General features: G+C 36.7%; 15 protein-coding genes. 4 read left to right on the top strand and 11 right to left on the bottom strand.

Going from position 1 to position 15690, the window contains the following annotated elements; translation table 11 throughout:
• Nucleotides 1-40 precede the first annotated feature (40 nt).
• The 4 genes from G3A47_RS04575 to G3A47_RS04560 all read left to right on the top strand — a co-directional run bounded on the left by G3A47_RS04575 (nt 41) and on the right by G3A47_RS04560 (nt 5581).
• Nucleotides 41-1801 (top strand): cellulase family glycosylhydrolase, encoded by a 1761-nt coding sequence (locus G3A47_RS04575; RefSeq protein WP_166920831.1) that lies wholly within the window; start codon nt 41-43, stop codon nt 1799-1801.
• 139 nt (nt 1802-1940) lie between these two features.
• Nucleotides 1941-2780: an endonuclease/exonuclease/phosphatase family protein gene (locus G3A47_RS04570; protein WP_166920829.1), complete on the top strand. Its 840-nt coding sequence runs from the start codon at nt 1941-1943 to the stop codon at nt 2778-2780.
• A gap of 6 nt (nt 2781-2786) precedes the next feature.
• On the top strand, nt 2787-5015 hold the full coding sequence (locus G3A47_RS04565; RefSeq protein ID WP_166920827.1) for a glycoside hydrolase family 3 N-terminal domain-containing protein: 2229 nt from the start codon (nt 2787-2789) through the stop codon (nt 5013-5015).
• A gap of 245 nt (nt 5016-5260) precedes the next feature.
• Nucleotides 5261-5581, top strand: a complete 321-nt coding sequence (locus G3A47_RS04560) for an MmcQ/YjbR family DNA-binding protein (protein ID WP_166920825.1) — start codon at nt 5261-5263, stop codon at nt 5579-5581.
• 1 nt (nt 5582) lies between these two features.
• Here G3A47_RS04560 and G3A47_RS04555 read toward each other — a convergent pair whose 3' ends face one another.
• The 11 genes from G3A47_RS04555 to ahcY form a co-directional block, all read right to left on the bottom strand.
• On the bottom strand, nt 5583-6188 hold the full coding sequence (locus tag G3A47_RS04555) for an alpha-ketoglutarate-dependent dioxygenase AlkB family protein (RefSeq protein ID WP_166920823.1): 606 nt from the start codon (nt 6186-6188) through the stop codon (nt 5583-5585).
• Complete coding sequence (locus tag G3A47_RS04550; protein ID WP_166921026.1) at nt 6175-6420, bottom strand: Ada metal-binding domain-containing protein; 246 nt, start codon at nt 6418-6420, stop codon at nt 6175-6177. The genes G3A47_RS04555 and G3A47_RS04550 overlap by 14 nt, the downstream gene beginning before the upstream one ends.
• Before the next feature lie 374 nt (nt 6421-6794).
• Nucleotides 6795-7508, bottom strand: a complete 714-nt coding sequence (locus G3A47_RS04545; protein ID WP_166920821.1) for a 2OG-Fe(II) oxygenase — start codon at nt 7506-7508, stop codon at nt 6795-6797.
• Nucleotides 7509-7511: 3 nt separating this feature from the next.
• On the bottom strand, nt 7512-8234 hold the full coding sequence (locus G3A47_RS04540) for an alpha/beta fold hydrolase (RefSeq protein ID WP_166920819.1): 723 nt from the start codon (nt 8232-8234) through the stop codon (nt 7512-7514).
• A gap of 72 nt (nt 8235-8306) precedes the next feature.
• The gene (locus tag G3A47_RS04535) at nt 8307-9152 is read right to left on the bottom strand and encodes a methylated-DNA--[protein]-cysteine S-methyltransferase (RefSeq protein ID WP_166920817.1); all 846 of its coding nucleotides are present in this window, start codon (nt 9150-9152) and stop codon (nt 8307-8309) included.
• A 121-nt stretch (nt 9153-9273) separates the two neighbouring features.
• The gene (locus G3A47_RS04530; protein ID WP_166920815.1) at nt 9274-9738 is read right to left on the bottom strand and encodes a GNAT family N-acetyltransferase; all 465 of its coding nucleotides are present in this window, start codon (nt 9736-9738) and stop codon (nt 9274-9276) included.
• Between the two features lie 12 nt (nt 9739-9750).
• Entirely contained in the window at nt 9751-10704 is a 954-nt protein-coding gene (locus G3A47_RS04525) for a Fic family protein (protein ID WP_166921024.1), read from the bottom strand.
• 40 nt (nt 10705-10744) lie between these two features.
• Nucleotides 10745-11077, bottom strand: coding sequence for a DMT family transporter (locus G3A47_RS04520; protein WP_166920813.1), 333 nt, complete (start codon nt 11075-11077; stop codon nt 10745-10747).
• Between the two features lie 71 nt (nt 11078-11148).
• Nucleotides 11149-13467 (bottom strand): patatin-like phospholipase family protein, encoded by a 2319-nt coding sequence (locus G3A47_RS04515; RefSeq protein ID WP_166920811.1) that lies wholly within the window; start codon nt 13465-13467, stop codon nt 11149-11151.
• Between the two features lie 217 nt (nt 13468-13684).
• A complete protein-coding gene (locus G3A47_RS04510) occupies nt 13685-13969 on the bottom strand; it encodes a hypothetical protein (protein WP_166920809.1) in 285 nt (94 codons plus the stop codon).
• A gap of 149 nt (nt 13970-14118) precedes the next feature.
• Nucleotides 14119-15435 (bottom strand): adenosylhomocysteinase, encoded by a 1317-nt coding sequence (ahcY, locus tag G3A47_RS04505; RefSeq protein WP_166920807.1) that lies wholly within the window; start codon nt 15433-15435, stop codon nt 14119-14121.
• Nucleotides 15436-15690: the final 255 nt, after the last annotated feature.

Here is a 15690-nt window from a genome sequence, read left to right as displayed (position 1 = left end):
TTTAACATCAGGTAAATACAGTTTTTTGAATATTTAGGATATGAAAAAATTAATTTTAGCAGTACAATTATTGCTGTCAATCGCTTCATTCGGACAGGGATTTCTGCATCGGGATGGGCAGAAAATTGTGGATGGCAGCGGAAAAAATATACTATTACGAGGATTAGGAACCGGAGGTTGGATGGTTCAGGAAGGTTATATGTTACAAACGCAGCCCTTTGCCAGTCCGCAGTATGTTATTAAACAGAAAATTCAGGATCTAATTGGGGAAGAGGGAACAAAGGAATTTTATGCGGCCTACAAAGCCAACGGAATTACAAAAAGAGACGTTGATTCGTTAGCTGCCTGGGGATTCAATTCGATTCGTTTGCCCATGCATTACAACTTATATACACCACCAATTGAAGCCGAAAAAAATGGTGAAATTACCTGGATTGAAGAGGGTTTTGCCATGACCGATAACTTGCTGAAATGGTGTGCTGAAAACAAAATGTATCTAATTTTAGATTTGCATGCAGCTCCGGGCGGACAAGGAAATGACGCCGCTATTTCGGATTATGATACAACCAAACCTTCTTTATGGCAAAGCGAAGCCAATCAGAAAAAGATGATTGCTTTATGGAAAAAGTTGGCCTCTCGTTACAGAGACAATGTATGGATCGGAGCTTATGATATTATTAATGAGCCTAACTGGAATTTTACCGGAACGAATAAAAACGGTTGCGACGAAAACGGAAACGGCCCCTTAAGAGAATTGATGGTAGCGGTTACCAAAGCAATTCGGGAGGTAGATACGAACCACTTAATTTTTATTGAAGGAAATTGCTGGGGTAATAATTACAACGGAATTTTTCCGCTATGGGATGAAAATATGGCTTTGAGTTTTCATAAATATTGGAATTACAACACAACCGCATCGATTCAGAAAATGTTGGATTACAGGACACAATATAATGTTCCGATTTGGTTGGGTGAAAGTGGGGAAAACTCAAATGTCTGGTTCAAAGATGCGCTTTCACTGGTGGAAGGACATAATATCGGCTGGGCCTTTTGGCCGATGAAAAAAATTGAAAATATTGCCGGAGTAACTTCCGTAACCAAAATTCCGGACTATGATGTTTTATTAAAATACTGGAAAGACGGTGGTGAAAAACCATCAGCTGATTTTGCGAAAAAGACGTTGATGAAAATAGCTGCTAATTACAAAATGGAAAACCTAACCGTAAAACCGGATGTAATTGATGCGATGTTCCGACAGGTGCAAACAAACGATACTAAACCGTACAAGAAAAATGCAGTTCCGGGAAAGATTGCGGCAACACATTATGATCTGGGAACCAATGGCTTTGCTTATTCGGATAAAGATTTTGTAAATTACAGAGTTGAAACAGGAAATTTTGACGAGTGGAACAAAGGAAACACGATGCGAAATGATGGTGTTGATATCCTGCCGTGTAAGGATTCCGGTTCAAATGGTTATCAGGTTTCGTTTATCGAAGACGGAGAATGGTTGCAATATACGGTTGAGGTTGCAAAACAAAACAGCTATAAGGCAGCGATTCGTTATTCGGCTGAAAAAGAAGGAGGAGCGCTTTACATGGAACTTGAAAACGGAAAGCGAACACAAGGTATTTTGCTTCCGTCAACAGGAGGAAAAGAGAACTGGAAAACGGTTGTTCTATCTGATGTAGAACTGAATAAAGGCCCCAATAAAATCAAAGTAATTTTTGATAAAGGAAACTTCAATTTGAATTATTTGGAATTAACCGTTGATAAAAAAAGACATTCAAAAAGTAATTAAAAATGAAAGCAGAATTCACAATCGGTAGTCAGTAATTCACATTTCACATTTTACATTCGACATTTCACATTTTTTTTAACTAAGTTTTTCTCTCTTAAAGTGCTTAAAATGTTAGCTTTGGAAGAATAAATTTTTTAATATGAAAAAGATAAACACGATTGTTTCGGTACTAATGCTACTTTTTGCTAGCTGTTCATTTTATGGACAGAATTTAAAAATCATGACGTATAATATTCGTTTGGATATTGCTTCCGACGGAGAAAATGCATGGCCCAACCGGAAGGATTTTTTTATGTCGCAAATTCAATTTTACAGCCCCGATATTTTTGGTGTTCAGGAAGCGACTCCCAATCAGGTCGTTGATGTCGCTTTGGGTTTGCCGGAATACAATAAATTCGGTATCGGGAGAGAGGCAGAGGGGAAAGGAGAAGCGTGTACTATTTATTATAAAAAAGATCGTTTTCAAATACAACAGTCCAATACATTCTGGTTGTCCGAAACGCCAAATGTTGTTTCAAGAGGTTGGGATGCGGCTTGTAACAGAGTTTGTACGTATGGTTTGTTTAAAGATTTAAAAACAAAAAAAACATTTTGGGTTTTTAATGTGCATCTGGACCATATTGGGAAAGAGGCCAGAGAAAAAGGAGTACAGCTTGTTCTTTCGAAAATAAAGGAAGTAAATACGAAGAATTACCCTGTGTTTTTCATGGGCGATTTGAATTCAGAACCCAATACCAAACAAATTGTGGAGATAAAAAAAGTGATGGATGATACGAAGGATGTTTCTAAAGAAAAACCTTTTGGACCATCAGGGACTTTCAATGAATTTAAACACAATCAAGCCGTTACTTTGCTTATAGATTACATTTTTATCTCCAAAAACAGCGGGTTAAAAGTTCAGAAACATGCCGTTCTGAGTGATTCTAAAGATTTAAAATACCCGTCAGATCATTTACCGGTTTTAATAGAAGTTAATTAAAATACTATGAAGAGCATAACAACAATTACTTTGTTGATGGTTTCCTTTTTTGCGCTGGCACAACAGCAGTCGATAGATCAGAAAGTAAATGATTTATTGAAAAAGATGACACTTGAGGAAAAAATCGGCCAGCTGAATCAATATACAGGAGATAACGCTGCAACAGGACCAATTACCATCAACTCAAACAAACAAGCCGAAATAAAAGGAGGAATTGTAGGTTCAATGCTCAATGTTGTGGGAACAAAATATACCCGACAGTATCAGGAATTGGCCATACAGTCCCGTTTAAAAATCCCGTTGTTATTTGGTCAGGATGTTATTCACGGCTATAAAACTACTTTTCCGATTCCTTTAGCAGAAGCCGCAAGTTGGGATTTAGCAGCTATAGAATTAGCGGCAAGAGTTGCAGCTACTGAAGCTGCTGCGAATGGAATTCACTGGACATTTGCTCCAATGGTTGATATTGGACGTGATCCGCGTTGGGGAAGAGTTATGGAAGGTGCAGGAGAGGACACCTATCTGGGATCTAAAATTGCGTATGCGAGAGTAAAAGGATTTCAGGGAAATAAATTAGGAGATTTAAATGCCGTGATGGCTTGTGTGAAACATTTTGCAGCTTATGGAGCAGCTGTTGGCGGGAGAGATTACAATTCGGTTGATATGAGCGAAAGAATGTTGTTTGAAACCTATTTGCCTCCTTTTAAAGCCGCTTTAGATGCAGGAGCTGCAACATTTATGAACTCATTCAATGATTTAAACGGAGTTCCCGCTACCGGAAATGTTCATTTACAACGCGATATTTTAAAAGGAAAATGGAACTTTCAGGGATTTGTAGTTTCAGATTGGGGTTCTATCGGAGAAATGGTGGCGCACGGTTATTCAAAAGATCTTAAGGCCGCGGCACTTTCCGCAATTATGGCAGGAAGTGATATGGATATGGAAAGCAATGCCTACCGCTATCATTTAGCGGACTTAGTAAAAGAAGGAAAGGTTAATGTTGATCTGATTGATGATGCCGTAAAACGAATTCTACGCAAGAAATTCGAACTGGGATTATTTGAAGATCCCTACCGATATTCAGATGAAAAAAGAGCGGAGAAAGCTTTGAATAATCCCGAGAATAGAAAAGCAGCAAGAGAGGTAGCGCAAAAAAGTATCGTTTTATTAAAGAATGATAACGAAACATTACCACTTTCCAAAAACCTGAAAACAATTGCATTCATCGGACCAATGGTAAAAGAATACAAAGCCAATATGGGATTTTGGTCGGTTGAATTACCCGATGTAGATTATAATAAATGGGTAGTTTCCCAATGGGACGGATTGCAAAATAAAGTGGGTAAAAACACAAAATTGCTTTACGCTAAAGGCTGTGAGGTTGACGGAGACAATAAAGACGGTTTTGCAGAAGCCGTTGCGACAGCTCAACAAGCAGATGTCGTTATTCTGAGTATTGGCGAAAGACGTGATATGAGCGGGGAAGCCAAAAGCCGAAGCGACCTTCACCTTCCGGGAGTTCAGGAAGATTTAGTAAAAGCAATTCAGGTTACAGGAAAACCGGTTGTTGTTTTGATAAATGCAGGCAGACCGCTTATTTTTAATTGGACAGCAGATAACGTTCCTGCCATTGTCTATACCTGGTGGTTAGGAACCGAGGCCGGAAATGCGATCGCCGATGTTTTATTTGGCGATTATAACCCTTCGGGGAAATTGCCAATGACTTTTCCGAGAGAAGTAGGGCAAATACCCATTTATTACAATCACTTTAGCACCGGTAGACCTGCTCCGGACGAGAATGCTACAGGTTATGTTTCGTCTTATATTGACTTAAAAAATTCGCCAAAGTTTCCTTTTGGGTATGGATTGAGTTATACAAAATTTAATTATGCCGATTTGAAATTATCGTCTCAAAAAATGAAGAACAACGAAACAATTAAAGTTTCTTTTCAACTGTCGAATGTTGGTAAAGTTGCCGGAGAAGAAGTGGTTCAGTTGTATTTAAAAGACAAATTCGGATCAGTAGTAAGACCTGTTTTAGAATTAAGAGATTTTCAAAAAGTAAAATTAAATGCGGGAGAATCTAAAAAAATCGAATTTACAATTGACAAAGAAAAACTTTCTTTCTACAATGATAAACTAGAATGGAATGCCGAGCCGGGAGATTTCGAAGTTATGATTGGAGCTTCGTCAGCAGATATTAAACTAAAATCTGACTTTGAATTAGTACATTAGAGTCAATAAAATTGGTGTTGTGGATTTTATAAAAGTTTTTTGACCGCTTTCAGCAACTTAGTTATAAGATCTACAGCACCAATTGTTTTGCAGACGGAACAGAAGATCAAATTGGAGGAAAAAAGAGTAACATAACATACAAAGCTAAGTTTGTTTACCTTTGATAAAGATAAATACTAAAGAAGTTTTTAAAATTATAAAATCAGGTTTGGTGAAATAAAAGTTTAATTCTAAAATAAACGATTATGGTTACTATTGAGACATTTAGAGCTTTGGCTTTGGCTCTTCCGGAAGCAACAGAAGAGCCTCATTTTGAGAAAATCTCTTTTCGGATAAAGAAAAAAATATTTGCCACGATTGATGAGAAAACCAACAGAGGCGTTTTTAAATTTAATGAAATTGACCAATCTGTTTTTTGTGCTTCGAGTGAAATGATTTTTTATCCAATTCCAAACAAATGGGGAAAGCAAGGTTGGACCTTTGTAGATCTTGACAAGGTTCCGGCCGATATGTTTCAGGATGCTTTATCGATTTCCTATAATACCGTAGCACCTAAAAAAAGATAATTTACACAATAGTCCTGAAAGTTAGATTTACTCTGGGTTTTGACGTTGTTTTTGTAGGCGGTAAACGATGCAGCCAATGCGTTTGCGTGGTATCTTTCATAACCAATAAACTTCCATGTTCGAGAATCAAAGAGACCACTTCTTTGGTGTCTTTATGTTTGAAGGCAAATTTACGTTCAGCACCAAAACTTACAGAAGCGATTGCTCCATTTTTCTTTAAATCCTTTTCTGCATCGCTGTGCCAGGCCATTCCTTCATCACCGTTGTGATATAAATTCAGTAGGCAGGAATTAAATGTCTCTCCGGTTTTCTCTTCAATTAGGGCTTTGAGTTCCAGTAATTCCTTTGTCCAAGGTTTGGCTTTTTTGGTAGTATTAGAATAAGTATATTCAAATTCCAGGTCACCGTACCAGGCTACTTTTCGTTTGGTTAAAATTAATTTTCCGAAGATAATGGCCTGATCGTTTTTCCATTCGATGGTTTCTAAAAGATTATCACGATAGAAATTGGCTTTATCTCTTAAAAACAATTTACCGTAATAATTTACCGTACCGTCTTTGGGTAATAAATTGGTGTTTTCGTCTGTATGGGGGTTAAATAAGTCCATTTTTCCATTTTTGATATTCGGTTTTCATGCAATGTCCACAAGGTCTGAAACCATTTTGTATGGCTTCTTTTTCGGAGAGAAAGAAAACCCGGTTTTCGCGTTTCATTCGTTTCCCTGAGGAACATCGAAGCGTCCCGTAAATTTTTAATTTTTGGTTGCCACCAAGGCAAATTTCGCCATTTTTAATTCTATTCCGTAAATCAGAATCGGAAATTTTATTGTGTTGTATGATCATTGTTAATTGTATAATTGATTCTTTCAAAAACCCGCCGTAGAGACGCACTGCTGTGCGTCTCTATCGTGCGAAAATTTTTTTCACGCAGATTTTGGAGATTTAACAGATTAAATTTGCCGGAAACATAAGATAAAAATATCCACATGATCTGCTAAATCTGCGTGTGCCGTAGAGACGCACAGCAGTGCGTCTCTATCGTGCGAAAATTTTTTTCACGCAGATTTTGGAGATTTAGCAGATTAATTTTACCGCAAACAGAAGACAAAAATATCTGCATGATCTGCCAAATCTGCGTGAGTAGAGACGCACAGCAGTGCGTCTCTACCCGGTGTGTTTCTACCCGGTGCGTCTCTACGACAACGACGGTGTATTTATGACAATGCATCATGAAAAATAATCCCCAATGTATGTCGTTCACCTTCGTGAATCTCGCTGACACCATGTTTCATATTGACCCGATAATAGCCCTTTGTGCCCTTTATCGGACGGAAATTAGTCGTAAAAATAAGCATGTCGCCTTTTTTGGGTTTAAGAACGATTGCTTTAGACTGTGCTCGCGGTGTTTGTTGGGTGAGAACAAATTCGCCGCCGGTAAAATCTTCGTCAGGTTCGTTTAAGAAAAGTACAGTTTGAATCGGAAAATAGATATCCCCATACAAATCCTGATGTAAAGTATTGTGTCCGCCTTTTCCGTATTTTAAGATTAAAACAGTGGCCTTTAGTTGTTCGTTTTGATGGCATTGATCTAAGAGTTCTTCGTGTGTTTTTGGAAAAACGGTATTGATGTTCAGTGCTTTCATCCAGGCATTTGCAACAGGAGCTAATTTGGGATAAACCAAAGTCCGAATCGTTTGAATTAATTCCGGAAGCGGATAATTGAAATATTTGTATTCACCCAAACCAAAACGATAGCGCTCCATGACCACCGTTTTGCGGTATAAAGCCGGGTCTGAATAAGCTGTTTTTAAAGCTTCACATTGTTCACTTTCAAGAAGATTTGGGATTAGGGCAAATCCTCTATCATGCATAGATTCGGTGATGCTGTCCCAGTTAAGAGATGCAATTTTAGATTGTAAGTTTTTCATTTTTTAAAGTGTTGCTATTTCACAAAAGATAGAAGATAGTTCTTCCGGTTGGCTGAAAAAAGGGGAGTGGCTCGTTTCCATGCGGTATACTTTTTCGCAGATTGTTTCGGTGTACATTTTTCTTTGTATGAAAGGGGTTACCGCTTTGTCTTCAGTACATTCTATATAAAATCTGGGAACACTTCCATATTTTTCTTCGGATAGATTTAAAGGTGTAATTCCCGATTCGGCAGATTCATGACTCAACAATAATTTTGCTAATTCGGTTATGGTGTCATCACAATCGTGGTACAGGCCTTCTTTGTAAATTTCGGGTTGTAAAGTATGTGCGTTCAATTCGGGGTACCTTGTTATATAAGGTTTTAATACACCATTACTGTCTGCAGCAGAATATTCGCTTTGCGTTTTACCATTTGGAATTAAATAGGCAGCCAGATAAATCAGTTTCTCAATTTTTTCTGATCGATATTCAGCAGCTTGTGAAATCATAATTCCATTTTTGCTGTGTCCTACAAGTATAACTCTATCGTTTAAGCTGTCAATCAAAGAGCAAATTGCCTGAACTGATTTCTCAAATTTCACCTCCTGTATGGGTGTTTTATCTCTTCCCATTCCCGGTAAATCTACAGCAATTGCCCGATGTCCTCTGCTTTCTAATATCGGAATTACTCTGTGCCAATTCCATGAACTGTGCCAGGATCCGTGGATTAAAATAAATGTCTTCATGTTTTAGATGTTTAAATTCAGAAGACGAAATTACTTTTGAAAGCAGATGAATACAATCTGTTTCTTGCGCAATTATAAATCAGATTGTACACCTTCCCAGCCAATGATAGCCGTTTTTCGGGTATTTCCCCACATATAACCACCAAACGTTCCGGTAGATTGAATCACGCGGTGACAAGGAATTAAAAAGGCTACAGGATTACTCCCAATGGCAGTTCCAACCGCTCGTGAGGCATTTGGTTTTTCGATTTGCTTTGCAATTGAACCATAAGTAGAAAGCTGCCCCATTGGGATTTTAAGCAGTGTTTCCCAAACTTTTAACTGGAAATCGGTACCTTTTAAATGCAGTTTTATTTCGGATAATTTACTCCAGTCATTTTGAAAAATGAACAGCGCATTTTGCTGTACCAAATCTAGTTTTCTGGCGAATGTAGCATTTGGAAATTTGTGTTTTAAATCTTCAAAACCAACGGCTTCACTTTCGGCGAAAGCCATAAAACAAACTCCTTTTTTAGTCGACGCAACAATAATATTCCCAAACGGACTTTCGGCAAAACTGTAGTTTATAAAGAGGTTTTTTCCTCCGTTTTTGTATTCTGCGGGTGTCATTCCTTCAATGTTTACAAATAAATCGTGCAAACGACTTGTACCTGAAAGTCCTGTCTCGTAAGCGGTATCAAACAAAGTAGCCTGATTGTCTTCTTTCAGGATTTTTTTGGCGTGTTCGACACTTATATACTGTAAAAACTTCTTCGGACTTGTTCCTGCCCATTCCGTAAACAACCGCTGAAAGTGAAACGGACTTAAATGCACTTTTTCGGCAACGACATCAAGATTCGGTTGTTCCCGAAAATTGGTTTTGATATAATCTATTGCTTCTGCAATGCGATTATAATTGATGTTTTCCTGTGTGTTCATTTCGTTTAATTTTATACTACAAATATCGGTTGGGTTTTGTGGTTATAAAATCCGAAACTTGCGCAAGTCAATCATTTTTTGTTTCAGGTTTCAGGTTCTGCAAAATTTGAAACCCTTTTCTCTACTTCAGATTCTTTTCCATTTTGTAGTTGATGAGTTCAACTCCTTCTTTGATGTTTTTCTGTTTGGCTTTTACGATAAACCCTTTCTTTTCGAAAAAAGGTTTTGCTGTTATGCTAATGTCGGATGTTATTGTTTTTGAACCTTCTTTTTGAGCTTCGAGTTCTATCTGAGTTAAAATGGAATCGGCAATTCCTTGTCTTTGAAAATCTTTATGAATGTAGAAGAAATCAATATAATTTGCCTCTTTCAATGTTCCGTAACCCACTATTTTATTTTCGATAAGGGCTAATAAAACAAATTGTGTGCGAATAACTTCAATCCACCGATCAGTGTTGTTTACACCAGAAATCCAAACGTCAATTTGTTGCGGATTGTATTCTTTTTGGCAGACAGATCTAATGGTATCCACGTACAGTTCCTGCATTTCTTTTAAGTCTGAAAGAGTGGCTTTTTTGAAATTCATTTCTTTGGAATTTTATAATAAAATATATTTTGTTTTATTCTGGGTTCCTTCAGTAGTAACTAATTTTAGTTCAATTGCTTTTTTTAAATCCCGGCTGGCTGTAGCAGACGAAATATCTTTAAAAATATTCATATAATCTTTTCGACTAAATTCTTTTATGCCCAACATCGAAAAATAATTTAATCTATCAATGTCTGTTAATGTTCTGTTGTTATAATTGAGTAGACTTTCAAGCGATTTATTGATTACATTGAGCATGTATTCTATAAAAATTGTCGATTTTCCTGATTTATCGCTTAATGCAAGCGCTTTGTAATAGCTTTCCTGTGTCTGGCTGATTAAAGTTTCGAAAGGTAAAAATTCAAAAACAGGATATTCAGAAATAAGGATTAAAGTCTGCCATAATCTTCCCATTCTGCCATTACCATCTAAAAACGGATGAATAAATTCCATTTCGTAATGAAAAACACAACTTTTAATTAATGTTAATTCATTTTTATCGTTTAGGTATTCAAATAAATCATTCATTAAATAAGAAACGTTTTCATGCGGTGGTGCTAAATGTGTAACCTTTGTACCTTTAACTATTCCAACGCCTTGGTTTCTGTATTTCCCTGGATTCTTGATCAATCCATTCATCATTGCGGAATGTGCCTTTAGGAAGCTTTTGACGGAAGAAAATTTATATTCATTTAGATTCTCGTAAATTTTTATTGCATTAAGAACTTCTAGAACATCTTTTTCAGGACCAATAATTCGCTTGTTTTCTATTAAAGCTGTTATCTGTTCTTCAGACAAAGTGTTTCCTTCAATTTGTAAGGAAGAATGTATTGTTTTTATGCGGTTTTGCTTTCTAAGTTGTGGTGATTGCTTATTTAAATAGGTCGCATTTATTTCACCAATTTTTTCAGATATAGAACTTACAAGTTTTAGAATGGCCGGTGTTATTTCATAAGGGGGCTTCATGATAGTATCATTTGATACTATCAAAAGTACTGTTTTTTAATCAGTGTGCCACAGTTTTAGAAAAAACGTTAATAACAACAACACCAATAAGAATTAATAATAAACCAATAATAGCAGGTAAATCGGGGATTTGCTTAAAAAAAACAGCTCCGATAATAGTAATTAAAACAATTCCGACTCCGGACCAAATGGCATATGCAATTCCGACAGGAATAGTTCTGATGGCAAAACTTAAAAAGTAAAATGCACCACAATATCCGATAACCGTAATAATGCTGGGGATGAGTTTTGTGAACTCTTCCGATTTTTTTAATGCAGAAGTTGCAATGATTTCGAAGATAATGGCAATGCCTAAAAATATAAAATTTTTCATGATTTCTGTTTTTTACAAAGTTAAGCTTTCTTAAAAAATAACCCCGATCGGCTTTAAAACCGTCTAATTTTTTATGGATTGAGTGATAAACCAACACTAAAAAACAATCTCACCTTGTCTATATCATTGACCCATGAAGCATCAAAATGAATAGGTCCTAAAATAGATTGATAAGAAATGGTGGCTCCACCTGAAAGGATCAGACTGGGTTCTTCATTTTGATCCCATTTTCCTTTTGGGGTAAGTGCTTTATCGATGTAATTATTAAACTCGTCAAAACCAACAGTTGCAAAATTAAAATGAGGGGTTAGGTAGACTTTTCTTGTTAGGTTTACCTGAGCGCCAAGCTTCATTCCCATAAATTGAGTAACTGCGAGTTCGTCTTCATGTAGTCCGGGAAAACAAAAGCGATTACTGCCGGAATTAGGTATGACACCTCCTAAAAAATATTTTGCGGCAACTCCATAACCAGGAAAGTACTCTTGATTGCCTTTAAGTTTGTCCAGGAATGTAAAATTAGCATCAAACCCCACTAGTCCTGTTATTCTTTTTCGTAAAAACATTCTTTTTTCAAATGCAAAGCCAAATCTGGTGTAACTATTTGTTGGGCTGGAAATATTTATTCTGTTTGGATCGGCGGTAGAAAAAGAAACATCCGCAAGAAAGGATCTGTTTATATTGGCCTTTACAATAGTTCCGGTGGTTGCGAAAAAAACATTGTTCATGTCATTGTACGAATAATGCATGTTTAGCTCTATCGAATTAAAATGGTAATTGTTAAGAGTAAATACATTAGGATTATATTCGGTTTTGTATTTTGGTTTTAATTGGGTGTATTGGTAGTATAAACCAAAACCTACGTAACTTTTAAGTGAATTTAAATTTTTATTCGCCTCATTGTTAAATTCTAAAGTATTATAAAGTAAGTTATCTGTAGATTTTCCACCTATAAAAATTTCTTGCTCTAAAAACGCAGCATAAAGTTCAGAGGTCCACCACCAGTCTTTTTTTCTTCCAAAATTTTTCTGAAAATTGATTCTCGCTTTGGGTTGCTCCGCGATGTCTAATGTTACCAGAAGACGAGATGATTCCGCAAGAACATTTCTGGCGGTATAATTAAAAATAAGCCCCACACCTCTGTAATTATCAAAATGTACAGATGTGTTAATTTGGTTTTTGGCACGTTCATATCCAATTAATGCAATTCCGAGTTTCTCTTTGTTTTTTATGAAATAGGTGTATGATATTTGATCAAAGAGGTTGGTGCCCATGGCTCTGTTTATACCCGCTATTAAATCTTTGTTGGTATATTTTATATGTGGTTTGAGGTTTGCCCGGGCAATTACTAAAGGAAGATTTTCCTCGCTGATTCTTCTATAAACAATGGTATCAAGAATAAATTCCTGCGGCATTTTTGGTAACACATGAATCCGTTGCGGATATGCGTTTAATTTTTCTGCCAGTGCAATTAAAGCCGGTAGGTTTTGTTCCGTTGCAATTTTACCATCTTTGTATATTTCGTTACTTTTGCCAAAATCAGCGGTCGAGAAACGTAAGTTCGGCGGATGATCTACCAGGATCGTACAGAGTGCCCGATTAGCCGGATTTTTAATGTTACTCGGAAACATACTGGTTTGCATCAATACGGTTGCAAGATTATTCAGTTTATCCATGGGTTGCATTCCTCCACCTACATCGCTACCGATAATGATATCCGCCCCCATTTGTTTAGCAACATCTGTTGGGAAATTATTCATTACACCTCCATCAACCAATACCGTTTTTTCATAGGGCATAGGTTTAAAAATAGCAGGCAAAGACATACTGGCTCGCATGGCATAGGCTAAATTGCCTTTGCTTAAGATCACTTCTTTTCCTTCAACCAGATCAGTAGCCATGGCTCTAAACGGTATCGGTAAACTGTCAAAATTTTTCACATTGTATACAGGAAAGGTCAATTCAGAGAGGTAATCCCGTAGATTTTGATCATTTAAGAGCGAGCCCACACTGTTTAGTTTTCCATCTTTAATGCCAATTCCAACCAAATATCTCTGAAACTCTCTTTTTTCTTCTGCGCTTACGGCTTTTAAGGACTGGCCTCCGCCAAGTAATTTGTCCCAATAAATGTTTTTGGTTATTTTTTCGATACTATCTCCTGAATACCCCATCGCGTACAAACCTCCGATGATGCTTCCCATACTATTTCCAACAATCAGATCGGGAACAATGTGTAGAGAATCGAGTTTTTGTAAAAGCGGGATATGCGCAATTCCTTTTGCGCCACCACCACTTAATACCAATACAACTTTTGGTTTCTTCTCCTGAGAAAAAGTAATTTGCGGAAAGCTTAGCAAAAATAAGAAGGCAAATAAATAAGATGTTTTTTTCAAGGCTATAGTATTTATGTCGTTGAGAAATGGTGACTTATCTTGATTCTTAAAAGTAAGCAGTAGGGTATAAAAGTACAATTTTTTTGGAGAATGTTATAAAGATGCCCCGACAGGTTTTAAAAGCTGTCTGACTTGAATAGGTAATAAAATCTAAGATCAACAATCTTAAATCTACAATTATTTAGTATTTGTAAAGACGTAAAAATCATGTTTTTGGTTAAGTTTTATCAGTGCCAAACTGAATTTCTTTGGCTTCGTCATAACAATTCGCGCATAACATTTTAAAATCGGCTAGTGATTCAAATGCGGCATTCCATTCTTCTCCATTATCCAGTAACCATTGTTCGCATGCTCCGCACCAGGCAATTTGTGGAAGGTCTTCTTCGGCTTCTGAATAAAAGAAACCAACTTTTCTTTTCGCGTCTATTGCCGTTGCAATATGAACACAGGTAAAAGACATATCCTGTGAACCATGTTGTTCACATAGAACTTTTTCAACCATATTTTTTTGAAGCTTGTCGTTTTAATGGGGTTTATTCTCTCACCGTTTCTTGGCTAATATATAAATAAAATCAACAATTATAAATTAAAAACCCTCACATTGCTGTAAGGGTTTAAGTCTATAATCGTAAATCTTAAATCTACAATTATTTAGTATCTGTAGTATTCCGGTTTGAATGGACCCTGAACTTCAACACCGATGTAAGCAGCTTGATCTTCACGTAAAACTTCCAATTCAACTCCTAATTTAGCTAAGTGTAAAGCCGCTACTTTTTCATCTAAATGTTTAGGTAACATATAAACGTCATTGTTGTAAGCAGCACTGTTGTTCCATAATTCGATTTGTGCCAAAGTTTGGTTTGTAAATGAGTTACTCATTACAAAACTTGGGTGACCTGTAGCACAACCAAGGTTAACTAAACGACCTTCAGCAAGAATGATGATATCTTTTCCTGCGATTGTATATTTGTCAACTTGTGGTTTGATTTCGATTTTAGAAGCACCGTGGTTTTTGTTTAACCAAGCCATATCAATTTCGTTATCAAAGTGTCCGATGTTACAAACAACAGTTTTGTCTTTCATTTGTTCGAAATGACTTCCAAGAACGATATCTTTATTTCCTGTAGTGGTAATGATGATATCAGCATTAGCAATTACAGTGTTTAATTTTTTAACCTCATAACCGTCCATTGCAGCTTGTAAAGCACAAATTGGGTCAATTTCAGTAACCGTTACAATAGATCCTGCACCTCTGAAAGAAGCAGCAGTTCCTTTTCCAACGTCACCGTATCCGCAAACCACAACTCTTTTTCCGGCCAACATCAAGTCAGTAGCACGACGTACAGCATCTACAGCAGATTCTTTACATCCGTATTTGTTGTCAAATTTAGATTTAGTAACAGAGTCGTTAATGTTGATTGCAGGCATTGGTAAAGTTCCGGCTTTTACTCTTTCGTAAAGTCTGTGAACACCAGTTGTAGTTTCTTCAGATAAACCTTTGATACCAGGAACTAATTCCGGGTAACGGTCTATAACCATGTTGGTTAAATCCCCGCCATCATCCAAGATCATGTTTAATGGTTTTCTGTCTTCACCAAAGAATAAAGTTTGCTCAATACACCAGTCAAAAGACTCTTCGTCAAGACCTTTCCAGGCATAAACCTGAATTCCGGCAGCAGCAATAGCAGCAGCAGCCTGGTCCTGAGTAGAGAAAATGTTACAAGAACTCCAAGTAACTTCAGCACCAAGAGCAATTAAAGTCTCGATCAAAACTGCAGTTTGGATTGTCATGTGTAAACATCCTGCAATACGCGCACCTTTAAGAGGTTGTTCGTCTTTGTATTCAGCACGAAGTGCCATTAAACCTGGCATTTCAGCCTCAGCTAATTCAATTTCTTTTCTTCCCCAAGCTGCTAGAGAAATGTCTTTTACTTTGAAAGCCACAAAAGGCGTAGTTGTAGTACTCATTTATAGTATATTTGTAATTGTAAATTTTTGGCAAATTTACGTAATAACTTTAAATTTTTACTAATTTCTGTAAGATTTGTGAAATGTTTAATTACTTAATCTTTTGTGTCTTAGATAAATATTTGGTTGTCATGTCAGGCATAGTCAGAGTAAGCAGCTAATCCTGCTGTCTATTGTATCTTTTACTGCTCCCGACAACTTATCCGGATGTTACAAAAGAATGCTGTTCTCAGTAAAGTTTTTGTAAGAATTTCG

Source organism: Flavobacterium poyangense, assembly GCF_011751075.1.
GTDB lineage: Bacteria > Bacteroidota > Bacteroidia > Flavobacteriales > Flavobacteriaceae > Flavobacterium > Flavobacterium poyangense.
This window is presented reverse-complemented; position numbering and strand designations above follow the sequence as displayed.